At 73.0% G+C, this 23,935-nt stretch carries 26 protein-coding genes and 2 pseudogenes; 18 read left to right on the top strand and 10 right to left on the bottom strand.

The genetic code is table 11. The features are described from left to right. Positions 1-27: 27 nt before the first annotated feature. Positions 28-1,128 (bottom strand): FAD-dependent monooxygenase, encoded by a 1,101-nt coding sequence (locus J2S42_RS25000; RefSeq protein WP_307242842.1) that lies wholly within the window; start codon positions 1,126-1,128, stop codon positions 28-30. Positions 1,129-1,237: 109 nt separating this feature from the next. Between J2S42_RS25000 and J2S42_RS25005 the strand changes: the two genes are divergently transcribed. Continuing rightward, positions 1,238-2,218, top strand: coding sequence for a TetR/AcrR family transcriptional regulator C-terminal domain-containing protein (locus tag J2S42_RS25005; RefSeq protein ID WP_307242844.1), 981 nt, complete (start codon positions 1,238-1,240; stop codon positions 2,216-2,218). On the opposite strand, the gene J2S42_RS25010 is transcribed toward J2S42_RS25005, so the two are convergent. From J2S42_RS25010 to J2S42_RS25025, 4 genes are all read right to left on the bottom strand, one after another. Beyond that, positions 2,120-2,869: a hypothetical protein gene (locus tag J2S42_RS25010; protein ID WP_307242845.1), complete on the bottom strand. Its 750-nt coding sequence runs from the start codon at positions 2,867-2,869 to the stop codon at positions 2,120-2,122. The two genes, J2S42_RS25005 and J2S42_RS25010, sit on opposite strands and share 99 nt — an antisense overlap. Before the next feature lie 181 nt (positions 2,870-3,050). Further along, entirely contained in the window at positions 3,051-3,461 is a 411-nt protein-coding gene (locus J2S42_RS25015; RefSeq protein ID WP_307242847.1) for a CoA-binding protein, read from the bottom strand. Between the two features lie 13 nt (positions 3,462-3,474). Further along, a complete protein-coding gene (locus J2S42_RS25020; RefSeq protein ID WP_307242849.1) occupies positions 3,475-4,533 on the bottom strand; it encodes an Rv2578c family radical SAM protein in 1,059 nt (352 codons plus the stop codon). 37 nt (positions 4,534-4,570) lie between these two features. Then, entirely contained in the window at positions 4,571-5,587 is a 1,017-nt protein-coding gene (locus J2S42_RS25025; RefSeq protein ID WP_307242851.1) for a LacI family DNA-binding transcriptional regulator, read from the bottom strand. Between the two features lie 148 nt (positions 5,588-5,735). On the opposite strand from J2S42_RS25025, the gene J2S42_RS25030 reads away from it, so the two are divergent. Together J2S42_RS25030 and J2S42_RS25035 are read left to right on the top strand one after the other, a co-directional pair. Beyond that, positions 5,736-6,884, top strand: coding sequence for a Gfo/Idh/MocA family protein (locus J2S42_RS25030; protein WP_307242853.1), 1,149 nt, complete (start codon positions 5,736-5,738; stop codon positions 6,882-6,884). Then, positions 6,881-7,690, top strand: a complete 810-nt coding sequence (locus J2S42_RS25035) for a sugar phosphate isomerase/epimerase family protein (RefSeq protein ID WP_307242855.1) — start codon at positions 6,881-6,883, stop codon at positions 7,688-7,690. Before J2S42_RS25030 ends, J2S42_RS25035 begins: the two co-directional genes overlap by 4 nt. A gap of 73 nt (positions 7,691-7,763) precedes the next feature. Here the strand turns inward: J2S42_RS25035 and trxA are convergent, their stop codons facing one another. After that, positions 7,764-8,126: a thioredoxin gene (gene trxA / locus J2S42_RS25040; protein WP_307242858.1), complete on the bottom strand. Its 363-nt coding sequence runs from the start codon at positions 8,124-8,126 to the stop codon at positions 7,764-7,766. Positions 8,127-8,738: 612 nt separating this feature from the next. Here trxA and J2S42_RS25045 point away from each other — a divergent pair. From J2S42_RS25045 to J2S42_RS25090, 10 genes and pseudogenes are all read left to right on the top strand, one after another. Beyond that, positions 8,739-9,251, top strand: coding sequence for a hypothetical protein (locus tag J2S42_RS25045; RefSeq protein ID WP_307242860.1), 513 nt, complete (start codon positions 8,739-8,741; stop codon positions 9,249-9,251). A 59-nt stretch (positions 9,252-9,310) separates the two neighbouring features. Next, positions 9,311-9,994 carry a TrmH family RNA methyltransferase gene (locus J2S42_RS25050; RefSeq protein WP_307242861.1) on the top strand — a complete coding sequence of 228 codons (684 nt, stop codon included), beginning with the start codon at positions 9,311-9,313 and terminating at the stop codon, positions 9,992-9,994. Then, entirely contained in the window at positions 9,927-10,664 is a 738-nt protein-coding gene (locus J2S42_RS25055) for a DUF6758 family protein (RefSeq protein ID WP_307242863.1), read from the top strand. The genes J2S42_RS25050 and J2S42_RS25055 overlap by 68 nt, the downstream gene beginning before the upstream one ends. A gap of 117 nt (positions 10,665-10,781) precedes the next feature. Continuing rightward, a complete protein-coding gene (locus J2S42_RS25060; protein WP_306835363.1) occupies positions 10,782-10,943 on the top strand; it encodes a hypothetical protein in 162 nt (53 codons plus the stop codon). Between the two features lie 73 nt (positions 10,944-11,016). Next, positions 11,017-11,631, top strand: a pseudogene (locus tag J2S42_RS25065) (PH domain-containing protein); the annotation flags it as partial. Between the two features lie 83 nt (positions 11,632-11,714). Further along, positions 11,715-12,401 (top strand): SigE family RNA polymerase sigma factor, encoded by a 687-nt coding sequence (locus J2S42_RS25070; protein ID WP_307242865.1) that lies wholly within the window; start codon positions 11,715-11,717, stop codon positions 12,399-12,401. Then, complete coding sequence (locus J2S42_RS25075; protein WP_307242867.1) at positions 12,398-13,627, top strand: hypothetical protein; 1,230 nt, start codon at positions 12,398-12,400, stop codon at positions 13,625-13,627. Before J2S42_RS25070 ends, J2S42_RS25075 begins: the two co-directional genes overlap by 4 nt. A 14-nt stretch (positions 13,628-13,641) precedes the next feature. Next, positions 13,642-14,493, top strand: a complete 852-nt coding sequence (locus J2S42_RS25080) for a PHP domain-containing protein (protein WP_307242869.1) — start codon at positions 13,642-13,644, stop codon at positions 14,491-14,493. A gap of 28 nt (positions 14,494-14,521) precedes the next feature. Then, positions 14,522-15,142: a MarC family protein gene (locus J2S42_RS25085; RefSeq protein WP_307242871.1), complete on the top strand. Its 621-nt coding sequence runs from the start codon at positions 14,522-14,524 to the stop codon at positions 15,140-15,142. A 21-nt stretch (positions 15,143-15,163) separates the two neighbouring features. Then, positions 15,164-16,099 (top strand): RecB family exonuclease, encoded by a 936-nt coding sequence (locus J2S42_RS25090; protein ID WP_370879429.1) that lies wholly within the window; start codon positions 15,164-15,166, stop codon positions 16,097-16,099. Between the two features lie 555 nt (positions 16,100-16,654). Here J2S42_RS25090 and J2S42_RS25095 read toward each other — a convergent pair. Further along, positions 16,655-17,082: pseudogene (locus J2S42_RS25095) on the bottom strand (Fur family transcriptional regulator). A gap of 159 nt (positions 17,083-17,241) precedes the next feature. On the opposite strand from J2S42_RS25095, the gene J2S42_RS25100 reads away from it, so the two are divergent. Beyond that, positions 17,242-17,709, top strand: a complete 468-nt coding sequence (locus J2S42_RS25100) for a DUF2231 domain-containing protein (protein ID WP_307242873.1) — start codon at positions 17,242-17,244, stop codon at positions 17,707-17,709. Here J2S42_RS25100 and J2S42_RS25105 read toward each other — a convergent pair. Next, complete coding sequence (locus J2S42_RS25105) at positions 17,706-17,993, bottom strand: translation initiation factor 2 (RefSeq protein WP_307242875.1); 288 nt, start codon at positions 17,991-17,993, stop codon at positions 17,706-17,708. The genes J2S42_RS25100 and J2S42_RS25105 overlap by 4 nt on opposite strands. 82 nt (positions 17,994-18,075) lie before the next feature. Between J2S42_RS25105 and J2S42_RS25110 the strand changes: the two genes are divergently transcribed. Further along, on the top strand, positions 18,076-18,258 hold the full coding sequence (locus J2S42_RS25110; protein ID WP_307242877.1) for a hypothetical protein: 183 nt from the start codon (positions 18,076-18,078) through the stop codon (positions 18,256-18,258). An 83-nt stretch (positions 18,259-18,341) separates the two neighbouring features. On the opposite strand, the gene J2S42_RS25115 is transcribed toward J2S42_RS25110, so the two are convergent. Together J2S42_RS25115 and J2S42_RS25120 are read right to left on the bottom strand one after the other, a co-directional pair. Next, the gene (locus J2S42_RS25115; protein WP_307242878.1) at positions 18,342-18,668 is read right to left on the bottom strand and encodes an FmdB family zinc ribbon protein; all 327 of its coding nucleotides are present in this window, start codon (positions 18,666-18,668) and stop codon (positions 18,342-18,344) included. Between the two features lie 95 nt (positions 18,669-18,763). Next, complete coding sequence (locus J2S42_RS25120) at positions 18,764-19,378, bottom strand: 5-formyltetrahydrofolate cyclo-ligase (RefSeq protein ID WP_307242880.1); 615 nt, start codon at positions 19,376-19,378, stop codon at positions 18,764-18,766. A gap of 86 nt (positions 19,379-19,464) precedes the next feature. Between J2S42_RS25120 and J2S42_RS25125 the strand changes: the two genes are divergently transcribed. From J2S42_RS25125 to J2S42_RS25135, 3 genes are read left to right on the top strand one after another with little or no spacing between them, the layout of a single operon-like run. Continuing rightward, positions 19,465-21,618: a GGDEF domain-containing protein gene (locus tag J2S42_RS25125; RefSeq protein WP_307242881.1), complete on the top strand. Its 2,154-nt coding sequence runs from the start codon at positions 19,465-19,467 to the stop codon at positions 21,616-21,618. A 51-nt stretch (positions 21,619-21,669) separates the two neighbouring features. Then, positions 21,670-22,599: a UTP--glucose-1-phosphate uridylyltransferase gene (locus tag J2S42_RS25130; protein WP_307242882.1), complete on the top strand. Its 930-nt coding sequence runs from the start codon at positions 21,670-21,672 to the stop codon at positions 22,597-22,599. Then, on the top strand, positions 22,596-23,918 hold the full coding sequence (locus J2S42_RS25135) for a molybdopterin molybdotransferase MoeA (protein ID WP_307242883.1): 1,323 nt from the start codon (positions 22,596-22,598) through the stop codon (positions 23,916-23,918). The genes J2S42_RS25130 and J2S42_RS25135 overlap by 4 nt, the downstream gene beginning before the upstream one ends. The last annotated feature ends 17 nt before the right edge of the window (positions 23,919-23,935 follow it).

Below are 23,935 nucleotides of genomic sequence, written 5' to 3' on the forward strand. Positions count from 1 at the left end.
GGGACGGGCCCGGCCCGTCCCGGGTGCTCAGAGCGTGAGCGCGAACTTCGCCTCCTCGATCGCCGCCGCCGACTCCGGGCTGCCCGGCTCGTTGCGCACCAGCTCCTGGTTCAGCCGGACGAACGGGCGCATGCGCGTCTCGTACGCGGCCAGCGCGTCCGGCACGGCGGACCGGCTCAGTTCCTCGGCCAGCACCCACGCGCCGGCCAGCGCCAGGCTGGTGCCCTGCCCGGAGAGCGGCGACGGGCAGAACGCCGCGTCGCCGAGCAGCGTGACCCGGCCACGCGACCAGCTGTTCATCCGCACCTGCGCCATCGCGTCGCAGTAGAAGTCCGGCGCGGTCCGCGCGCCCTCGATCAGCCGCGGGAACTCCCAGCCGAGCCCGGCGAACCGGGCGGCCAGCTCGGCCCGCTGCGCGGCCCGGTCGCGGTGCAGGCCGTCGATCGGCCCGGACTCGAAGCCCAGGTTGACCCGGATCTCCGTGTTGTCCCGCGCCGGGTAGATGCCGCCGCCGACGCCCGGCGCCTGGATCCACACCTGCCAGTCGGTCAGCTTCAGGATGTTCTCCATCGTCCAGACCGCCACGTAGATGCCGAGGTGGTGCAGGAACGCGTCGTCCGGCCCGAACACCAGTCGGCGGGTGGCCGAGCGCAGCCCGTCCGCGCCTACCACCAGGTCGACCGTGCGCGGCGCGGCGTGCTGGAACTCCACCCGTACGCCCGCGTCCGTCTCCTGCAGCGCGGTGACCGTGTCGCCGAAGACGTGCGTGACCCCGGCCGCGGCCGCGTGCCGGTGCAGCAGCCCGGTCAGGTCCTCACGCAGCACCTCGACGTCCGGGCTGTCCAGCCGGCCGCTGCTGGCCGCGTACTCCTCGGAGCGCATCAGCTCGACGCCGTCCGCGTCCAGCATCGACATGCCGCGCATGCGGGTGCGCATGCCGCGCAGCTCGCCGAGCAGCCCCATCCGGTCCGCGACGTCGAGTGCGACGCCGCGGACGTCCAGCGCCTGCCCGCCGGGGCGCAGCCCGGGCGCGCGCTCGACGACGGTCACGTCGAAGCCGCGGGCGCGCAGGTTCAACGCCAGCGCGGGCCCGGCGACGCTGGCACCGGAGATCAGCACGGTGGTCATGGTGAGGTCCTCCGTTGTTCAGGAATACTGTGTACGCATCTGACTGTACGACGTACATACAGGCTCTGAACAGTGCGAATGTGCCATAGCGCAGCTAGTATGTGCACTAGTGCAGAAAGGGGTTGCCATGGTCGAGGAGCCGCCGTTCCAGCGCATCGTCACCGAGCTGAGCCGCCGCATCCGGGACGGTGAGCTGGCGCCCGGCGACCGAGTGCCGTCCACCCGCCGGATCGCGCGGGAGTGGGGCGTGGCGATGGCCACCGCCACGAAGGCGCTCACCACGCTGCGGCACCTCGGCCTGGTCCGCACCGCGCCGCGGTCCGGCACGATCGTCGCGAACCTGGCCGGTGACGCGCCGGTCCGCGGCGTGCCGCGCGACCTGACCCGCGACCGGCTGGTGCGCACCGCGATCGAGATCGCCGACGCGGAGGGGCTGGACGCGCTGTCCATGCGCGCGATCGGGGCCCGGCTCGGCACGGCCACCATGTCGGCGTACCGGCACGTCGCCGACAAGGACGAACTGATCGCGCTGATGGCGGACGCGGCCTACGGCGAGATCGGCTACCCGGAGGGCGAGGAGCCGCTGGCGTGGCGGCCCCGGATCGAGCGCGCCGCCCGCGCGCTGTGGACGCTGTACCGCCGGCATCCCTGGCTGCCGCACGTCGACTCGCTGTTCCGACCGCTGCCGCTGCCGAACCTGCTGACCCACGACGAGCAGATCCTGCGCGCGCTGGACGGTCACGGGCTGACGCCGGAGGAGATGCTCAACCACTCGATCCTGATCTACACGCAGGTGCAGAGCCTCGCCATGCAGCTGGAGCGGGAGGCGCAGGCGCAGTCCGCCAGCGGCATCTCCGGCGAGGAGTGGGTCGCGCGCACCTCACCGGCGATGGCCGCGCTGATGACCGGCGACCGCCACCCGGTGTGGTCCAGGATGATGGCCGTGGTCACCGCCGACGGGTTCGACCTGGACCTGGACGCGCTGTTCGAGCTAGGCCTCCGGACCACCCTCGACGGTCTCGCGGCGCGGATGCCGGCCGAGCCGGGGGTCGGGCGGGTGGACGATCTCGCCGCGCGGGTCGACGGGTGAGTTCAGCTCGGCCCGGCGCTCCGGCGCGCGCAGGTAGGTCGCCACGGCCAGCCGCAGTTCCCTCGGGTCGATCATCGAGCCGGGCGGCGTGAGGTTCAGCAGCCGGCCGCCGGTCCGCAGCTCCACGTCGCCCTCCTCGTCCGGGTCATCCGGGCTGGCCAGCCGCACCGACTCGATCTCCGCCCACCGGATCAGCCGGCCCTGGCGCAGCACCCCGGCCTCGACGATCGCGATCCGGTGCAGCATCAGCAGGTGCCCGTACAGCTGGTGCGCCCCCCACAGCCCTGCGGCCGTGGCCACCGCGGTGAACGCGAGCGCGAGCAGGTCGCCGGGCCGGGCCAGCCACCCGGCGACGCCGCCCGCCCAGACCACGAACGCGGCGTTCATCACCAGGAACCAGACGGTCTCCGGCCGGGACCGCGGCGCGACCAGGCCGGGCCCGGTCCCGCCGCCGGGCAGCCGGATCGCGGGCAGCCAGCGCATCGGCCGGTTTCGGTCCCGTTGCCGCAGCAGCCAGGCCACGCCGAGGAACAGCAGCGCGCCGGCCGAGCCGAGCGCGGAGAGGTCCGCGCCGTCCCGCACGGCCCAGCCGGTCGACGCGCCGGCCGCGAGCACGGCGAGCGCCACTGCGATGCGGAGCACTGTGGACACGGCCGCAGTCTAGATCCGGTGCGCCAGCGCCTCGCGGAACGTGCGCAGGATCGGCTGCCGGGCCGACCGGGCGAAGATCGAGAAGACCACCGGCCGGTACGCCGCGGCGAACGGCCCGTGCGGCGCCTCCCGCGGACAGCACCGCCGCGATCGTGGCGGTCCGCTGCCGGTCGTCCGGCCCTCAGCCGCTCACCCGGGACAACCGGCCCAGCGCGCGTTCCACCGCGAGGCAGCGGTCCTCCACGTACGGGATACCGGCTGCCTCGGCCAGCCGGCGTGCCTCCGCGTTGACGATGTCCTGCTGCAGCCAGATCGACCGGGCGCCGATCTCGACCGCGGCCTTGACCACGTCCAGCGCGTCCGCGGACGGCCGGAATACGTTCACCATGTCCAGCGGCTCGGGCACGTCGGCCAGGCTGGGATAGGCCCGCACGCCGAAGATCTGGTCGACGAACGGGTTGACCGGGATGATCCGCCAGCCGTGCCGCATCATCTGCAGCGGGACGCTGTGCGCTGACTTGCCCGGGTCACGGGACGCGCCGACCACCACGATCGTGGACGTACCGGCCAGGATCTCTCTCGGATCGCTCACCCCTCGACTCTACTCAGAGGAGGGTCAGCTGCTCCGGCTCCGGCGTGGCGGGCGGGGCCGGGACCGCGCGATTCACGGCCGGTGCGGCCCGGTCCAGCCCGTGTCGCCGCGCCGCGGCCCGGACCAGCGCCGCCACCTCGCGCTGGTACGCCTTCGGCGCGTACGACCCGGTGCGGTACAGCTCGCGGTAGCGCGGCACCAGTTGCGGGTGGTGCCGGCCGATCCACCGCGCGTACCACTCCCGGGCGCCGGGACGCAGGTGCAGTGGCAGCGGCGTCACGCTCACCGCGCCGCTGCCCGCGATCGCGGCCACGGTCTCGTCGATCGACGCGGCCGTGTCGGTCAGGCCGGGCAGGATCGGCGCCATCAGCACGCTCACCGCGAAACCCGCGTCGGTCAGCGCCCTGACCGCGTCCAGCCGGCGGCGCGGGCTGGGTGCGCCCGGCTCGGCGGACCGCCACACGCCCTCGTCGACGAGCCCGACGGACATCGAGATGCCGACCCGGGTTACCGACGCGGCCTCGCGCAGCAGCGGCAGGTCACGCAGGATCAGCGTGCCCTTGGTCAGGATGGAGAACGGGTTCGCGAAGTCGCGCAGCGCCGCGATGATCTCCGGCATCAGCCGGTAGCGGCCCTCGGCGCGCTGGTAGCAGTCGACGTTGGTGCCCATCGCGATGTGCGCGCCCCGCCAGCGCGGCGCCGCCAGCTCGCGCCGCGCCAGCTCACCGGCGTTGACCTTGACCACCACGCGCGAGTCGAAGTCGTGACCGGCGTCCAGGTCGAGGTAGGTGTGCGTGTTCCGCGCGAAGCAGTAGGTGCATGCGTGTGAGCAGCCCCGATAGGGGTTGATCGTCCACTCGAACGGCACCTGCGACGTACCCGGGACGCGGTTGATGATGCTCTTCGCCCGCACCTCGTAGAACGTCATGCCGGCGAAACCGGGCGTGTCGAACGTCCGGACGACGGCGCTGGGCAGCGCCAGCGGCAGGGGTGGTGCCGCCGGCGCCGCCTTCAGGGATGGCTCCTGAAGGAAACCGTCGTCGGGGGGAGCCGACAGGTTCGCCCAGCGCATGACCAGTATTCGAACACATGTTCGACCACCTGTCCAGCTACGACACGCGGACCGGCCCGGCGCTGTCCCGGCGGATCAGCTCCGCGCCTACCTCCTCGATCCGGTTGCCCGGCTCGCCGGTGCCGTCCAGCGCCAGCGTCATCGCCCGCGCGCCCATCTCGGCCAGCGGCAGCCGCACCGTGGTCAGCGCCGGCGTGACGTCGCGCGCGACCGGCATGTCGTCGAACCCGGTCACGCTGACCTGCCCCGGCACGTCCACGCCGCGGCTGCGCAGCAGCGCCAGCGCGCCGATCGCCATCGAGTCGTTGAGCGCCGCGATCGCGGTCAGCCCCGGCTCCGCGTCCAGCAGTGCGGCCGCGGCCTCGGCCCCGCTGTCCCGGTCGAAGTCCGCGTACGCCACGTGTGACAGCTCCCGCCCGTGCTCGGCGGCCGCGCGGCGCAGTCCGGAGAGCCGGTCCGTGGTCGTGGTGAGCAGCTTCGGCCCGGCGATCACGCCGATCCGCTCGTGGCCCAGCGCGAGGAGCTCCACGCCGATCAGGTAGCCGCCCATCTCGTTGTCCGGCACCACGGCGTCGCCGGCGTGCTGGTGGCGGCCGATCACCGCGACCCGGCCGCCGCCCTTCTCGTAGACCTGGAGCTTGCCGGCCAGCGCCGCGGTGAAGTCCTCGTCGTGGTAGCCGGAGCCGGCCAGCACCAGCGCGGCCACCTGGTGTGCGCGCAGCAGCTCGACGTACTCCAGCTCGCGGGCCGGGTCGCGGTAGCTGTTGCAGATGATCACGAGCCGGCCGTGCTCGGTCGCGACGCGCTGCAGGCCCCGGGTGATCTCCGCGAAGTACGGGTCGGAGACGTCGTGCACGATCACGCCGATCGCGCTGCGGTTCGCCCGGGCCAGCGACTGCGCGTGCGCGTTCGGCACGTACTGCAGCTCCTCGACCGCCGCCAGCACCCGCTCGCGCAGCGCCTCGGTGACCGGCTTGGGACTGCCGTTGATGATTCGTGAGGCCGTCGCGGGCGAGACTCCGGCCCGCTTCGCGACCTCGGCCAACGTCGCCATGGACGACCGTCCCTTCGTCAGAAGCTGCGGAGGCAGGATATCGACTCCGCCGGACGCCGGGGTTTCCGGAAAGGCTTGCCCGCCTGCTGCGGCCGCCGCTACTGTGCGCAGGAAAGCGCTTACCTGGGGAGCCTGGAGGGACCGCACCATGGCGCGAAGGACGATCGGCATCGTGCTCAACGGCGTGACCGGCCGGATGGGCTATCGGCAGCATCTGGTCCGGTCGCTGCTGGCGCTCCGCGAGCAGGGCGGACTTCCGCTGGCCGACGGTGACCGCCTCTACCCGGAGCTGGTCCTGGTCGGCCGCAGCGAGGCGAAACTGCGCGAGATCGCCGACCGGCACGGGCTCACCGACTGGACCACCGACCTGGCCGCCGCGCTGGCCCGGCCGGACGTGGACATCTACTTCGACGCCCAGGTCACGGCGCAGCGGGAGAAGGCGCTCCGGCTGGCGATCGACGCCGGCAAGCACGTCTACACCGAGAAGCCGACCGCGGAGGACCTGGCCGGCGCGGTCGACCTGGCCCGGCTCGCGGACACGGCCGGGATCAAGCACGGCGTGGTCCAGGACAAGCTCTTCCTGCCCGGCATGCTCAAGCTGAAGCGGCTGGTAGACGGCGGTTTCTTCGGGCGGATCCTGTCGATCCGCGGCGAGTTCGGCTACTGGGTGTTCGAGGGCGACTGGCAGACCGCGCAGCGTCCGTCCTGGAACTACCGGTCGCAGGACGGCGGCGGCATCGTGGTCGACATGTTCCCGCACTGGCACTACGTGCTGGAGCAGATCTTCGGCGAGGTCAAGGCCGTCACCGCGCGCATCGCCACGCACCTGCCGGCCCGCTGGGACGAGTCCGGCACCGCCTACGACGCGACCGCGGACGACGCGGCGTACGGCATCTTCGAGCTGGCCGGCGGCGTGATCGCGCAGATCAACTCGTCCTGGGCGGTCCGGGTCTACCGCGACGAGCTGGTCGAGTTCCAGGTGGACGGCACCGAGGGCAGCGCGGTCGCCGGGCTGCGCAACTGCCGGATCCAGCACCGGGCCGCCACGCCCAAGCCGGTGTGGAACCCGGACCTGCCGGCCACCGAGGACTTCCGCTCGCAGTGGCAGGTGGTGCCGGACAACGCGGAGTTCGACAACGGCTTCAAGGCGCAGTGGGAGCTGTTCCTGCGGCACGTCGTGGAGGACACGCCGTACACCTGGGACCTGTGGGCCGGCGCGCGCGGCGTGCAGCTGGCCGAGCTGGGACTGCGGTCGGCGCGCGAGGGCCGGCGGGTCGAGATCCCGGAGCTGTCGTGAGCACGGCACGGTTCTCGCTCAACGCGGCCACCACCAAGCACTGGCCGGTCGACGAGCTGCTGGCCGGCGCCGCCGCGGCCGGCATCGGGGGCGTGGGCCTGTGGCGGGAGGAGACCCAGGCCCACGGCGTGGAGAAGGTGGCCGCGCTCGCCCGCGACCTGGGCCTGCCGATCACGACGCTCTGCCGCGGCGGCTTCTTCCAGGAGCCGGGCTGGTTCGACGAGAACCGGCGCGCGATCGACGAGGCACACACGCTCGGCGCGCCGATCCTGGTGCTGGTCTCCGGCGGCCTGCCGGACGGCTCCCGGGACGTGGACGCGGCCCGGCGGCACGTCGGCGACGCGATCGGCGAGCTGGTCCCGCACGCGCGGGCCGCGGGCGTGCAGCTGGCGATCGAGCCGCTGCACCCGATGTTCGCCTCCGACCGGTGCGTGGTCTCCACGCTCGGCCAGGCGCTCGATCTGGCCCGGCCGTACCCCGCCGAGTCGGTCGGCGTGTGCGTCGACACGTACCACGTCTGGTGGGACCCGGAGGTCTGGGAACAGATCGCCCGGGCCGGCGCCGAGGGCCGGATCTCGGCGTTCCAGGCCGCGGACTGGATCACGCCGCTGCCCGAGGGCGTGCTGCTCGGCCGGGGCCTGCCCGGCCAGGGCGTGATCGAGCTGCGGCGCTTTCGTGAGGCGGTGGACGCGGCCGGCTACACCGGGCCGGTCGAGGTCGAGGTCTTCCACGCGGACGTCTGGGCCCGCCCCGGCGCCGAGGTGCTGGCCGAGACGCTGAACCGCTACCTCGCCCACGTCGCCTGACGGACCCCAGGACGCCATCGAGGGTACGAGGGGGAGAACCTCCCCGTCGTACCCTCGATCGATCTGTGTGGTGTTACTTGGCCTGCGCGGCGAGCTGGGACTTGACCTCGTCCATGTCCAGCGCCCGGACCTGCTCGATCACCGAGTCGAGCGCCGCGGAGGGCAGCGCGCCCGGCTGCGAGAAGACGATCACGCCGTCGCGGATCGCCATGATGGTCGGGATCGAGCGGATGCCGAACTTCGCGGCGATCCCCTGCTCGGCCTCGGTGTCCACCTTGCCGAACGTGATGTCCTGGTTCTTCTCCGAGGCCGCCTCGTAGGTGGGGGCGAACCTGACGCACGGGCCGCACCAGCTGGCCCAGAAGTCGACGAGCACGATGCCGTCCTTGCTCGTCACGTCGTCGAAGTTCGCGTCGGTCAGCGCAACGGTCGCCATGTGATGTCTCCGATCTGGCCGTGTCCGGCCTTGCCGTCTCCGGTCATCGAAACGAATCCCTGTGGCGGTGCATTCCCGGGGCGGCCGCCCGCGGCGAGTGGCGCCCGCCTCACCTGGGTGGATACCCCGCCGAGGCGCCGGCTAGCCGGGTGCCGGTGCAGATTTCCTGCATGCAATTCCCACCCGACTTCGCTCTGCAACGGTGCTGGTTGAGAACGAAGATTTGTCAGGCGCTACGCACGGTAGTGGGAGCGTTCCCGGGCAACCGCTCTCGTACAACCTGTCCGACCTGGGCATGCCGATTGAGGTAGGGATTCCCCTTGCGGTGACACTGTGTCACGCCTCACGTAAAAATACGATAGGTAACGTCACGAATAGATAACTGTCGCCCGAACAACTAGTCGTAACCCTTCCCTCGAATACGGACGGTGAGGCAAAATCTTCTCCAACAGAGCGTGGGCGGCGGGTGCCGGGGAGGGCCCCGCCGCTCATTGCGTCCGGGGAAAGTTCGAGCGTGAGGACACCGCTCCGTCTTCCGGACGATGGTGATCTCGGGGTTTGCGCGGGCGGGAAACCGCGCGGTCATATGCTGACGCGCAGGAGGTCGTCGCCATGCCGAGCCCGTCCGCTTCCGAACGCCGCCGGTTCGCCGAGCGGGCACCCGCGTCACCGATACCGGCGGCGCAGTGGACGCTCCTGGTCCGGCTGCCCGGCAGCGTCGTGATCGCGGCCACGTCCGCGCAGCACGACTCGCCCGGCCGGACCGTCGCCGAGGGGCTCGCCGGGCTGGCCGCCATCGCGGCCGGCCGTGCCTCCGACAGCGACCTGGTCCGCGCCGTGGTGGCCGCGGTCTACGCGGAGACCGACGAGGACGGCCCGGACGCGGAGGAGTTCACCGACCGCGACGCCGGGATCGCCGCGGTGCTGGCCGCGAGCCGCGAGGCGGCCCGGGTGCTGGCCGAGCACGCCGACCCGGCCGACTCCGCCGCCTACCGGCAGTGGATCCAGGCGATCGCCGCGAAGGTCTGCGCCGCCGCCCGCTCCGGGCACTTCGCCGGGCCGCGCGTCTCCGCGGACGAGCGGCGCTTCCTGACCGGCCTGGGGGCCGCGCTGGGCCTGGTGTAGCGCCGGTGCCGAGTGGGGCCGAGCCGCCGGACCGGCCCAGGCGCTAGTGTCTGGACCCCGTGGAAGCATCTGACGAGCCGGAGCCTCGGCTGGAGGTCGGCGTCGGCCCGTGGCCGGGTCCGTGGCCGGACGATTCGCGCTACGACCCCGAGCTGCTCGCCGGGGGCGACCGGCGCAACGTCGTGGACCGTTACCGGTACTGGCGGCGCGAGGCGGTGGTGGCCGACCTGGACCGGCGCCGGCACGGTTTCCACGTGGCGATCGAGAACTGGCAGCACGACCTCAACATCGGCACCGTGGTGCGCAACGCGAACGCGTTCCTGGCCGCGGAGGTCCACATCGTCGGCCGCCGCCGCTGGAACCGGCGCGGCGCCATGGTCACGGATCGCTACCAGCACGTCCGGCACCATCCGACGATCGAGGAGTTCGTGGCGTGGGCCCGATCGGGTGATCTTCCGGTGATCGGCATCGACAACCTGCCCGGGGCGCGGCCGATGGAGTCCGAGGTGCTGCCGCGCCGGTGCGTGCTGCTGTTCGGCCAGGAGGGCCCCGGGCTGTCCGATGTCGCCCGGGACGCGTGTGACCAGGTGTTCTCCATCGCCCAGTACGGCTCGACGCGCTCGATCAACGCGGGCGTGGCCAGCGGCATCGCGATGCACGCCTGGATCCGCGCCCATGCCGTCCCGGTCGGGGACGAAAAACCCGATTCGCTTGACGGCGGGGGCGGCGGGCACGCACCGTAGTCCTGTGGGCGTGACGGTGAGTTGTCCCCGATGCGGGGGCTCGGTCAGGCCGCCGGACCTGATGCACCCGGACTGGCGGTGTGACCCGTGCGGCCCGGTCGCCCCTCTGCACGTGGCCGAGCACATCGGTCCGGAGATAGTGGAGAGCGTGACGTCGCATACCGCGAACGGTCATTCACGCATCCCGCTCTGGTGCCCGTGGCCGCTGCTGCCCGGGTGGACGGTGACCGGGGTCGGCTGGGCCGGTGACGAGCGGGCCGGGGTGCGGGCGACCGCACTGGCGTGCAGCGGGCCGGCCCCGCTCGGCGACGGCCCGGCGGACGTGGTGCTGGTGGCCGAGGAGCCGGGCGTGGGGCTCGGCACCCGCCTGGCCGGCCTGCCCGGCCTGGACTGCGGCGAGCTGCTCGGCTCGGCCATGGCCGCGGCGAGCGGTGCACACGCGAAGATCAAGGTGGGCGGGCACCCGACTCCACTGTGGTCCGTCAAGTCACCGGCCGATCGCAGCGCGTATGCCGGAGAAGCGCGTGGGATGTGGCTGTATGCGGTAGCCTGGCCCGCGAGCGCGGGGTACCTCTTCGCCGAACATGTCGTTCTTCACGATCTGTCGGACTGGGTGCCACCCGAGCTTGTGTACGGTGCCCCGTCTCCGTACCTTCATGGACGGGCGTGAACGCCCTGAGTGAATGGTCCGGCGTTGGGTCATTCGTTCACAGTCGGAAGTGCAACTGATACTCTGAGTACGCGGCGCGAAACGGACTCTGACAGCCGCGGAGGGGGATGGCCCGCAATGTCGGTCAAGAAGATCCTCACTTGGCTCGGAATCGCCTTTTTGATCTTCTTCGTTGCGTTCCGGCCGAACTCGGCAGCCGACGTGTTCCAGTCTCTGGGCAGCACGATCGGCGATATCGCACAGGGCTTCAGCGAGTTCTTCACCAGCCTGGTCGCCTGAGCCGGTCATGACGACGGCATCGAGGCCTCCCGGCCCCGACGACGGGTACGTCGCACCCGAGTTCGAGGCCGAAGAGTTCGAGGGACTGCGCGTCGACTCCTCCGGCATGCCGCTGGGGCCGCGTCGCGTCCTTCCGCTGGAGGACGAGCCCACCACGCTGGTCGCACGTTACCTCTTCCCCACCGAGCGATATCGGGGCGAGTGGAAACGGCACTGGGTTCACCTGTGGACACCGCTGCTGATCGGTGCCGCGGCCACGTTCCTGCTCGGCTACCTGTCCGGCTTCCTGGCCAGACAGGAGTCGGCGAGCGGGTTCACCACGGTCGCGGTGATCGTTTGGCTCGGCGTCATGGGCTGGGTGGCGTGGAACGTCGCGGACTGGTACTTCGACCGCTTCATCCTGACCAACAAACGGGTGATGGTCGTGAACGGCATCATCACCCGCAAGGTGGCGATGATGCCGCTGGCCCGGGTCACGGACATGAAGTACGAGCAGTCCCCGGTCGGCCGCATGCTCAACTACGGCACGTTCGTGCTGGAGTCGGCCGGTCAGGACCAGGCACTGCGCGAGGTCAAGCACCTGCCCAACCCGAACGAGCTCTACCTGCGCGTGGTCGAGGAGATGTACGAGCCGCAGGCCGTCGAGGCCCGGCTCGGCAAGAACGCGGATCCCGGCGACGACGCCTGAATCAGCCGTTCGCCCATAGATATCGCTCCCCGTGTCGTGTGAGTCTGTCCTGGACTGCTTCACGCGCGCGGGGGAGGGTGACGATGGAGGGCGAACCTGAGGCGGCGCCGGTCAGCGCCGATCGGGACCTGCACGTCGTTGCCGACCGCGTCGACGACGAGTTCCGGGACTTCGTCTCGGCCCGCTCCGGCGCGCTGCTGCGCACCGCGTACCTTCTGGCCGGGGACTGGGCCACGGCGGAGGACCTGCTGCAGACCGCGCTCACCAAGACGTACCTGGCGTGGCGGCGGCTCGGGCGGATCGAAGCGGTCGAGCCGTACGCGCGCCGCGTCCTGGTCAACACCGCGACCAGCTGGTGGCGCCGGCGCTGGCACGGCGAGCGCCCGACCGAGGTGCTGCCGGAGCGCGCGGCGCCGGACGAGATCGAGGCGCAGCTGGAGCGGGACGCGCTGTGGCGGCACGTGCGGGCGCTGCCCACCCGGCAGCGCGCCGTGCTGGTGCTGCGCTTCTACGAGGACCTGTCCGAGGCGCAGACGGCGGCGCTGCTGAACATCTCACCCGGCACCGTGAAGAGCCAGACGTTCCGTGCGCTGAACGCGCTGCGCCAGCGTCTGGCGGCCGAGGGCATCGACCCGGACTCCGGCGTGCCGGTGCCGGGCCCGTCCGCCACCGAGCCCCGCCCCGAGCCGGTGCTCCCGACGCGGCCGCTGCCGGTCCGCCCGCAACCGGCGCCCGCAGCCCGTCCACAGTTCGTGCGGGAGGGGCGGTGAGCCAGGTGCTCGAGGACCGGCTCCGTGACCTCTTCGCGGCGACCACGCAGACCGCGCCGTCCGCGGACGATTCCGCGGCCCGCGCCATCGCTCGCGCCCGCGTGGTCCGCCGGCGCCGGCTGACCGTCACGTCCACGGCCGCGGCACTGCTGGTCGGCACGTCCGTCTACGGGCTCGGCGTGCTGCGCGGCGGCGACGCCGGCACGCCCACCGGCATGCTGCCGAACGGCGCCGCGGTGGAGGCGCCGAGCGCGCCGCCGTCGCCACCGGTGGTGGCCGAGGCCACCGCGGCGCACCGCGAGTTCGGCGGCAGCCCGACCGGCATCGACCTGGATGTACGCGTCGGCGACCGGCTCTGGACCACCGGCGGGTCGGTGGTGACGCTGCCCGGTGTGGGGCGCGTCACCCGGGCGTACCGGGTGCCGATCGGCTGGGTCTACGGCGGCGAGCAGGGCGTCCGGCTGCTGCTGCTGGAGGACGGCAGCACGAAGGCGCTCAGTGGCAACGGCGACGACTGGGCGCTCGACCCGGCCGGCGAGCGGATCGCGTTCGTCGCCGACGGCCGGCTGCACGTCGGCGCCGTGACCGTCCGCGGGCTCGCGGTGACGGCCGGCGCGCCGGTCGCAGCCGGGGTGCGCCCGGTAGGCTTCGTCGGCGACAGCGTGCTGATCCGCGCGGAGGACGGCGGGCATGCACTGTTCGACCCGGCCGCACCGGCCGAGCCGGTGTTCGACACGCGGGTGCTGGCCGTGCTCGGGCCGCGCGCGGACGGTGCCACCACCGCGCTGGTCCGTGAGGCCGGCGGCGACCGGGTGTGCCTGGCCAGGCTGGCGGCCGGCGGCGTCCGGCTGACCATCGGGACGACCGGCGGCTGCACGCTCGGGCTGACCACCGACGGCGACCCGGGCGTGCGCCTGTCCGCCGACGGCAGCCACGTCTACCAGCCCGGCGACGACGGCTTTTGGATGACCGGTGTGGACCGTGCGCTCGACGGCGACGGCGACGGCGACGGCGACGGCGGCGGCGGCACGGCGGTCTGCGCGGCACCGACCGGCACGGCCGCGGTCTGGATCTCCGCGGACACGCTGCTGGCCGGCGCGGACCGGACCGCGGTCACCTGCCGGGCGGACGGGACGCGCAGCACCGTGGCGCTGCCCGCGGACATCGGCACCGGCTGGGAGTACGTGCCGCGGCTCGGCGCGGTGCCGGGCTCGCGCACCAGGTAATGCAGACTCGATGAGTGACACCGCGCATCGATCTGCACACCCACTCCACCGCCAGTGACGGGACGCTCCGCCCGGCCGAGCTGGTCCGGGCCGGCGCCGCCGCCGGGCTGGCCGTGATGGCGATCACCGACCACGACACCACGGCCGGCTGGGCCGAGGCCGCGGACGCGCGCCCGGACGGGCTGACGCTGATCCGCGGCGCGGAGATCTCCTGCCGGTGGCACGGCACGGAGTCGGGGATCGGGCTGCACCTGCTGGCGTACCTGATCGATCCCGCGGACGCGGCGCTGACCGGCGAGCTGACCCGGGTACGGGCCGACCGGGAACGCCGCGGCGAGGCGATCGTCGAGCTGCTGCGTGCCGACGGCATCGACGTGAGCTGGGCCGAGGTGATGGAGTACGCGGCCGGTGGCTCGGTCGGGCGCCCGCACATCGCGGCCGCGCTGATCCGGGCCGGGTTGGTCGACACCACGTCCGAGGCGTTCGGCCCGCAGTGGCTCGGCCGCCGCTACCGGTTGCCGAAGGCGGACATCGACGTCTTCACCGCGGTCCGCCTGGTCCGCGCGGCCGGTGGCGTGCCGGTGCTGGCGCACCCGCGCGCCACCCGGCGCGGCCGGATCGTGCCGGACTCGATGATCGGCGACCTGGCCGCGGCCGGGCTGTTCGGCCTGGAGGCCGACCACGAGGACCACTCCGCGGAGGAACGCGCGCACGTGCGGCGGCTCGCGGACCGGCTCGGCCTGGTGGTGACCGGTTCGTCGGACTTCCACGGTACGCACAAGACGGTGCTGCTGGGCGCGTTCACCACCGCGCCGGAGGTGCTCGACAAGATCGTGGCGTCGGCGTCCGGAGTCCCGCCGCTCTAGGCCGAGTTGATCACGGTAGCGTGGCCGTGTGGATTTCAAGCTGTTCGGCGAGGTGTTCGTGACCTTGCTGGTCATCGTCGACCCGCCGGGCATGGTGCCGATCTTCCTCGCACTGACCGGCACGCTGCCGAAGCGCGACCGGCGCAAGGCCGGGCGACAGGCGGTCGCGCTGGCGTTCGGCGTCATCGTCGTGTTCGCGCTGCTCGGCCAGACGCTGCTGGACTACCTGCACGTGGACCTGCCCGCGCTGCAGGGCGCCGGTGGCCTGCTGCTGATCCTCATCGCGCTGGAACTGCTCACCGGCAAGACCGACGACGCCTCCGACCGGCAGGCCACCTCGAACGTGGCGCTGGTGCCGCTGGGTGTGCCGCTGCTGGCCGGCCCCGGCGCGATCGTCGCCACCATGCTGTTCGTCCAGAACGGCGAGAACACCGCGGACTACGTGGCGATCGGCGCCGGGATCGTGGCCGTGATGATCGTGGTGCTGCTGGTGCTGCGCTTCTCCGACGTGATCGTCCGGGTCCTCCGGCCGGGTGGCATCGAGGTGCTCACCCGGATCGCCGGCCTGCTGCTCGCCGCGATCGCGGTACAGCTCATCGCGGACTCGGTGGCCGCGTTCGTGACCCAGTACACCGGCCAGGCGATGTAACGGCCGGGCCCGCCTGGCAGGATCGGACGGGTGCGCAGGTCTACGTCCACCGGTGGGTCCGCGGTGCCCGAGCAGCTCGGGTTCCCCGGCATGCCGCAGCGGCTCTTCGTCTGCACCCCCAGCAAGCTCGGGTCGTTCATCGACTGCCCGCGCCGCTACCGGTATGCGTACGTCGACCGCCCCACGCCGCCGAAGGGCCCGCCGTGGGGCCACAACTCGCTCGGCGCGAGCGTGCACACCGCGCTGAAGAACTGGTTCGACCTACCCGCCGGCCGCCGCCGTCCCGGCGTGCTTCCGACCCTGCTCAAGGCGACCTGGGTACGGGAGGGCTACCGCGACGTCGAGCAGGAGCGAGAGGCGTGGCGGGCCGCGCTCGCCTGGCTGGACGGCTACCTGGCCGGGCTGGACCCGGCGTTCGAGCCGGTCGGCGTGGAGCGGACCGTGGCCGCCCGCACCACCGTGCTCGCGCTGAGCGGCCGCGCCGACCGGATCGACGCGCGCGTCACCCCGGACGGGCGCCGGGAGCTGGTCATCGTCGACTACAAGACCGGCCGCTCCGGCACCGGGCCGGACGACGCGCGCGGCTCCCAGGCGCTGGCGCTCTACGCGTTCGCGGCGGAGAAGGTCTTCCACGCCCCCTGCCACCGGGTCGAGCTGCACCACCTGCCGTCCGGCACGGTCGCCGCGCACGAGCACACCGAGGAGTCGCTGGCCCGCCAGGTCCGCCGCGCCGAGGACACCGCGCAGGACATCATGGCCGCGGAGGCCGCGCTTACCGCCGGCACCGACCCGGACGAGGCGTTCCCCACCACGCCCGGCCGGCTCTGCTCCTGGTGCGACTTCCGCGCGGTCTGCCCGGCCGGCGCCACCGCCGAGCCGAAGGAGCCGTGGTCCGCGGTCGAGTCCACGCTCCACCCGGACCCGGCGCCCCGCCCGCGCGCCGCCGACGAGGACTGACGACCTCCTGATCCTCGGTGGCCCGGCACCTCGTCCGTGCCGTGCGCATCGTGCTGGCCGCGCTGCCGCGGCTCCCCGGCCATTCCCGGCTGCTCTGCTTACCTGGCCAAAGCGGGCCAAACCCCCTTCTGAGCCGATGCCGCAGGCACTCTTCCGGCCGCTTTGCTCTGCTTACCTAACCAAAACGGCCCAAAACGCGTCTGCTGCGGCGGCGAAATGTCGGCCCTCCGCCATGGGGCGGCGGGGTCGCGCGGGGCGGCGCTGTGGCGGATCTCCGCCGGCGGCCGGCGGTTCGGACCGGCGGCGGGAGCCGTGCCGCCCTGGCACCGCGTCACTGGCAGGGAGGCCGGCCACGGCCGACCGGTCTCCGGCGGGAGCGACGGGCAGTGATGTGACGCTGACCGGGACGGCAAGATCTTTGGTTTTGTTTCTCGGCGCTTTTGCCCTGCTTACCCGGACAAAACGCCGCGGCCGGCCGACGGTTCGGGGGTTTTTGTCAAGGTAAGCAGAGCAAGGGTGGGCCGCACCTAGTCCCGGGGTGGGGGCGTGGGCGGGTTATCGCTCGGCGGAGCGGCGGGACTGGCAGGCGGGGCAGAGGCCCCAGAACGTGACCTCGGCCTCGTCGACCTCGAAGCCGGAGGCGTGGTGCGGGTCCAGGCACGGTGCCTGACCGACCACGCAGTCGACGTCGGCGACCTGCCGCAGCCGCGGCAGACCACGTGGTGATGGTTGTCGCCGGTGCGGGCCTCGTAGCGGGCCGGGCTGCCGGCCGGTTCCAGGCGGCGGGCCAGGCCGGCGCGGGAGAGCGCACCCAGCACGTCGTAGATCGCCTGGGTGGAGACGGAGTCGAGGCGCAGCCGGACCTGCCGGGCGATCTCCTCGACCTCCAGGTGGCCGCCGGTGGCGAGCACGTCGAGCACGGCGAGCCGCGGCCGGGTGACCCGCAGCCCGTGCGTGCGCAGCTGCTCGTCCGCGGTAGGCATCCAACCATGACAACACGTCACCGCGTACGGCTCAAGAGCGCTGCTCACCGGTGGTGGTCACGGACACATCAGCGGATTGTCAGCGAAGATCGGGAACCGGACCGATCAGGTGGTGACTGTGATGACGTAGCAACCCGCGCAACGGCCTGAGGAGTCATCGTGTTCGAGACCATCAACGGCATGCCCGCGCATGTACTTCTGGTGCATGCGGCGGTCGTCTTCGTGCCCCTGCTCGCACTGGGGGCGATCGTCTTCGCGGTGTGGCCGGCGGTCCGGGCGCGGATCGACTGGGCGGTCGCGCTGCTCGCGGTGGTGGCGCCGCTGTCCGCGCTGTTCTCGATGATCTCCGGCAACGCGTTCTACGAGATGCGGGTGGCGGACGGCACGCCGGAGCAGTTCCTGGACCAGATCGGTGAGCACGCGTCGTACGGTCAGCGGACGTTCTTCTTCTCGCTCGGTCTCGGCCTGGTCACCGGCGCACTGCTGCTACTGCGCCGCCGGGCCGGCACGCCGAAGGCGGTCACCGTCGGGCTGAGCGTGGTCGCGGTGGTGCTCGCGGTGATCACCGGCTACTTCGTGGTGATGACCGGCGACACCGGCGCGGCGATGAACTGGAAGATCTCCTAGAAGAGGACGCGTCCGCAGACGGCGCAGAGCGCGATCACCATGACGACGAGCGCGCCGATCCCGACGCCGTAGCTCAGGCCGCGTGCGCGGGACTCGGCCGCGTCGATCGCCTGCGCGTCCTGCGCCGGCAGCCGGCGCGGTGGCGGGGACGGCCGCACGGTCGGCGGCCGCCAGTCCGGCGCCGGGTACGCCTGTGGCGGCGGCCCGGTGTAGCCGGTCTCCGCGGCGGACGGTGGGGAGCCGGAGACGTCCCGCCAGGGGCTGTGCTCGTCGGGAGTGCTCACACCGTCTGACGCTACCAACGCGTCACCGGAGGTACCCACCGGTGGGGGATGACGGACATCTCCGGGTGAGTACGCTGGGCGCGTGAATCCGGAGCTTGAGCCGCGTGCCGGCATCGACGACGAGCGCACCGTCGACCTGGTCGACGACGACCTGCCCGTGCTGCCGGACCAGACGTCCGACGACACGGATCGGGGCTGGGGAGACTACGGCAGTGGCGGCGGCAACGACGACCGCCTGCTGGAGGAGCGGCCGCCGCACTGGTGAGAAAGTTATCCACAGGCTGGGGATGTCAGCCTGTGGATAACGCTGGGATCTGTGGATAACTCGCGCGTTCTGTGGACGGCGGGTTACGAGCCGCTGGCCGCCGTGCTGCTGGACGTGGTCGTCGAGGAGCTGGTGGAGGCGGCCGCGGCGGGCTTGCTCTCCGACTTCGTCTCGGCGGGCTTGGACTCCGACTTGGTCTCGGCCGGCTTGCTCGACTCGGTCGAGCTGCTGCCGCCGCGCGAGTCGGTGCGGTAGAACCCGGAGCCCTTGAACACGATGCCCACCGAGTTGAACAGCTTGCGCAGGCGACCCTGGCAGGCCGGGCACTCGGTCAGCGGCTCGTCGCTGAACGACTGCACCGCCTCGAGCTGGTGGCCGCACTCGGTGCAGGCGTACTGGTAGGTGGGCACGTTCCCCTCCGGAGGATCTTCGCGTGTCTGGCACTCTGCAATTCCGAGTGCCAATGATCCGTCATCGGGGCGCCCTGCGTCCAGCGAGGTGCCTCTCACCCCACCCGGACGAACCCGCCGGCCGGGGTGATCACGCCCTGCACCCGCCGGTCGTGCGGTTCGGCGGGTAGCTCGCCGACCAGCTCGCCGTCGTGCAGCAGCGCCACCACCAGCGCGGACCCGCAGCGGGCCAGCGCGCGGTCGTAGGACCCGCCGCCCCGGCCGAGGCGCACGCCACGCCGGTCCACCGCGAGCGCGGGCACGACGACCAGCTGCGCGTCCGCGACCGCGGCCGGCCCGCGCCGCCGGCCGGACGGCTCGCGCAGCCCGCGCGCGGTCGGGGTGAGCGACGCGGGCCCGGCGTACTCCGCCCAGTCCAGGTCGAGGTCGGGCAGCAGCACCGGAAGCAGCAGCGTCCCGTCCGGATGCAGCAGGCGGGTGAGCACGTCCGGCAGGCCGGCACCGCCCGGCTCCGCGCCGACCGGCACGTATGCGGTGGCCACCGCGGGTCGCTCCGCCGCTATCAGGTCGCCCAGGGCGCGGCGGACCCGCCCGGCCGCGGCACGGCGGCTCTCCTCCGGCAGCGCCCGCCGGGCGGCCAGCAGCCGGCCCCGTAGCGCGGTCTTTCCGGCCTTCGCCGCGAACTCGTCTTGATCCGAAAAATCCGGCACGCAACACTCCAGTCACAACCCTGGCAATCGGGTCGTCCTGTGCCAGCATCGCAGCTAACGGGCCCGGCGTCATGGGGGGAGAGGCGGTGACCCTGCGCGGACGGTTGACCTCCGCCTTCCTCGCGGTGGTGCTCGGCCCCGTGCTGCTCGGCGCCGTCTTCGTCGGCGGCGCGGTGGACGCGCTCGGCCGGGACCGGGCGCACGAGCGGCTCGACCTGGCCGCCGGCGCGGTCCGCACCGAGATCGGCGCGCTCTGCGAACGGCTCTCCGCCAGCGCGGACGCGCTCGCCGTGATCCCCGACCCCGGCCAGCGCGCCGGGCTGGCCGAACTCGTCGTGTCCCGCGGCCTGGCCTCCGCGGTGCAGGTGGTGGACGCGACCGGTGCGCCGCGGCTGACCACCGCGGGACTGCCCGCGTCGCCGTGGGCCGACTGCGCCGCGCCGGCTCCGTCCGCCGAACCGCCGCACGCGATCGCCGCCCGGGTGGAGATCCGCGACGCGTTCGGGCTGCGGGTGGCCGTGGTCTACGTGGTGCAGGCGGTGGACGCCACGCTGGTGCGCCGGCTGGCGGCCGCGACCGGCGGCGGCGTCACGCTGCTGGACGACGCCGCGGGCACGGCACCGCGGGACGGCGCGGAACCGGCCGGTCCCGCGTCGGTGCGCTGGCTGACCGGCGACGGGACCGCGGTCTCCGGCGACGGCCGGTACGTGCGCCGCCTCGGCCCGGTCCCCGGCCAGCCGCTGCCGCTGTCCGTCTCGGTGCCCGCCCCGGACCGCCGTGACCTGTTCGCCGTGCTGTTCGGCATCGTGCTGCTGGCCGGTGCGCTCGCGGTGCTGGTCGCGGCCGCGCTGGCCCGGTCCACCACCCGCCCGCTGGCCGAACTGGTCCGGGCCGCGGACCGGGTGGCCGGCGGTGACCTGGACACCCGGGTGCCGGTGCGCGGGCACGACGAGGTGGCCCGGCTCGGCGGCGCGTTCAACCGGATGACCCGGGAGACCCAGGCGTACGTGCAGGCGCTCACCGCCGGCCGCGACCAGCTGCGCCGCAACCTGCGCACACTCGGCGAGACGCTGTCCGGCACGCACGATCTGGACCGGATCCTGCGGGTGCTGCTGCGCACCGCGATGGTCGCCACCGGTGCCCGGGCCGGCCTGGTGCTGCTGCACGATCCGGAGACCGGCCACCTGGTCGGCCGGTGCGCGGACGGGCTGGGCGATCGGACGCCGCACGCGGAACCGGCCGCGCTGCGGATCGCGGTCGGTCGCGGCCTGCTCGGCGCGGTCGCCGCGACCGCGGAGCCGCGCCGCGGGCGGGTGCACCCGGACGGTGGGCCGCTCTGCCCGGAGGAGCCGCGCTGCCGTACGTACGTGGCGGTGCCGTTCTGCCCGCCGCACGACGACGCGGCCGCGGACAGCGGGCCGGCCGCGACCGGCGTGCTGGCGCTCTACGACCGTCTCGGCGCGGACGACTTCGACGATGTCGACCTGGGCACGCTGCGCACGTTCGCCGGGCAGGCCGCGGTCGCGGTGGAGAACGTGCGGGTGCACGAGGAGGCGCAGCGGCTGTCGCTGACCGACCCGGTCACCGGGCTGTGGAACTACCGCTACCTGCAGGAGTCGATCCGGCGTGAGGTGGAGCGGGCCAGCCGGTTCGGGCGCACGCTGGCCGTGCTGGTGCTGGACCTGGACCACTTCAAGGCGGTCAACGACACGTACGGGCACGCGGTCGGCGACGCGGTGCTGGTCGAGTTCGCCCGCCGGGTACGGGCCGGGCTGCGCGAGGTCGACCTGGCGTTCCGGCAGGGCGGCGAGGAGTTCGTGGTACTGCTGCCGGAGACGGACTCCGACGGCGCGGCCACGGTCGCGGAGCGGCTCGGCGCGGCGGTGCGGGACAGCCCGGTGCCGGTCTCCGGCGGGCTGCGGGTGCCGGTCACGGTGTCGATCGGGATCGCGGTGTACCCGCGGCACGGCGCGGTCGCGCAGCGCGTGCTGGACGCGGCGGACGAGGCGGTCTACGCGGCGAAGCGGGCCGGGCGGGACACGTACCGGGTGTGTGCGCCGCCACCGGCGGTCACGGTCCCGGCCGTACCGTTGCTGGATCTGGATTCTGAGCTTGATGTCCCTCTTAATCCCGTTTCGGTGGCGGGTGAGGCCGATGGGGCAGATGATGAGGGGGCAGCCGCGACGTCCTCCGGCGTGCCGTCGGGACCGCAGACGCCGCGGCAGAGCCGTGGCCGATAGTCTCGCGGCATGTCGGACCCCACCCTCAGCGAAGGTGCCGTGACCCGAGCCATGACCACGACAGACACCCCGCAGGCCACTCCCGGCCGCCGAGCCGTCAAGGCGGTCATCCCCGCCGCCGGGCTCGCGACCCGGTTCCTGCCCGCGACCAAGGCCGTACCCAAGGAACTCCTGCCCGTGGTCGACCGGCCGGTGCTGCAGTTCATCGTGGAGGAGGCCGCCGCCGCCGGCATCACCGACGTGCTGCTGGTCACCGGGCGCGGCAAGACCTCGATGGTCGACCACTTCGACCGCCGCCCGGACATCGAGGAGCGGCTGCGCAGCAAGGGCGACGACAAGCGCCTCGGCGAGGTGCGCCGGACCAGCGAGCTGGCGGACATCTACACGGTGCGCCAGGGCGAGCCGCTCGGCCTCGGCCATGCGGTCGGCACCGCCGCCTCGCACGTCGGCGACGAGCCGTTCGCGGTACTGCTCGGCGACGAGTTCGTCGAGGAGGACAAGCCGCTGCTGCCCGCCATGCTCGACCTGCAGGCCCGGACCGGCGGCATCGTGCTCGCGTTCATCGAGGTGCCGGACGACGAGGTCTCCCGGTACGGCATCGCCTCGGTCGCCCCGGCCGAGGGCTTCGACGACCTCGGCGACGTGGTGCGCGTCACCGGCCTGGTGGAGAAGCCGGCCAAGGAGGAGTCGCCGAGCAACTACGCGGTGGTCGGCCGGTACGTGCTGCCCGGGAAGATCTTCGACGTCATCAAGGAGACGAAGCCCGGCAGCGGCGGTGAGATCCAGCTGACCGACGCGATGGCCACGCTGCTCGCCGAGGGCACGCCGGTGCACGGCATCGTCTACCGCGGCACCCGGTACGACACCGGCATGCCGCTCGGTTACCTGCAGACCGTGGTGCAGCTGGCCGCGAAGCGGGACGACATCGGCCCGGCGTTCCGCGCCTGGCTCGGCGACTACGTCGGAGGACAACCCGGATGACCGCGACGGCCGACGCCGAGGCGGCCGCTAACGAGCTGACGCCACTCGCCGACTACCTGGGCAGCGTGCTGCGCAGGTTACGGCCGTTGCCCCCGCTCGACCTCGACCTCACCCAGGCGTACGGGAACGTGCTCGCGGAGGACGTGACCAGCCCGCATCCGGTGCCCGCCTTCGACCAGGCGGCCATCGACGGGTACGCGGCGCGCTGGGAGGACATCGCGGCGGCCGGCCGCAGCGGTTCGCACCCCGCCTTCGGCATGCACGAGGGCCGGGTACCGGACCCGCGGCCGGTCCGTCTCAACGTCGTCGGCGACCTGGGCGCCGCCAGCTGGCGCCCGGTCCGGCTCACCCCCGGCGCGTGCTTCTCGGTCGCGGCCGGTTCGCCGCTGCCGATGGGCGCGGACGTGGTGGTCCCGGTCCCGTGGACCGATCAGGGCATGGCCGCCGTCGAGATCTACCAGGCCCCCAAGCGTGGGTACGGGCTGCGCCGCGCCGGCGAGGAACTGCCGGCCGGCTCGGTCCTCGCCCGCGCGGGCTCCTACGTCAGCCCGGCCCTGGTCGCGGTGTTCGCCGCGTCCGGGATCGGGCACGTGGTGGTGCGGCCCAGCCCGCGCGTGGTCGTGGTCGCGACCGGCGACGAGCTGGTCGAGGTCGGCCGGGCCAGCCAGCCGGGCCAGGTCGTCGACGCGAACTCGCACGCGCTCACCGCGGCCGCGGTCGAGGCCGGCTCGCTGGCGTACCGGCTGGGCATCTGCGACGACGACCCGGAGGGCCTGCGCACGCTGCTGGAGGACCAGACGCTGCGCGCCGATCTGCTGATCACCACCGGCGGCACCGGAACCGGGCCCGGCGACATGGTCCGGCGGATACTCTCCCGGCGTGACGTCGGGCGCACCGGACCGGTCACGTTCACCGATGTGGCGCTCTATCCCGGAACCGCGCTCGGATTCGGTACGGTCGGTGCCGAGGAGGTGCCGATCATATGTCTGCCCGGGGACCCAGGCGCCGCGCTGGTCGGTTTCGAGGTGCTGGCCCGGCCGGCGATCCAGCTGCTCGCGGGCGCGGAGCCGGTGTTCCGGCCGAGCGTGCGGGCACACCTGCTGGAGACCGTGTCGTCACCGGCGGGCCTGCGCGAGTTCCGGCCCGCGCATGTGGCCGAGCGGCGCGGCGGGGGCTACACGGTCCAGCCGCTGGCCGGTGGGCCGTACACGCTCTCCGGCATGTCCGAGGCGAACGGCCTGCTCGTGCTGGGGGAGCGGGTGACCAGCGCCGCCGCCGGCTCCACCGTGGACGTGCTGCTGCTCGACCGGCGGCGGTGACCGGGTGATCTGGGGGG

The organism is Catenuloplanes indicus (assembly GCF_030813715.1).
In the GTDB taxonomy this organism is placed as follows: Bacteria; Actinomycetota; Actinomycetes; order Mycobacteriales; family Micromonosporaceae; genus Catenuloplanes; species Catenuloplanes indicus.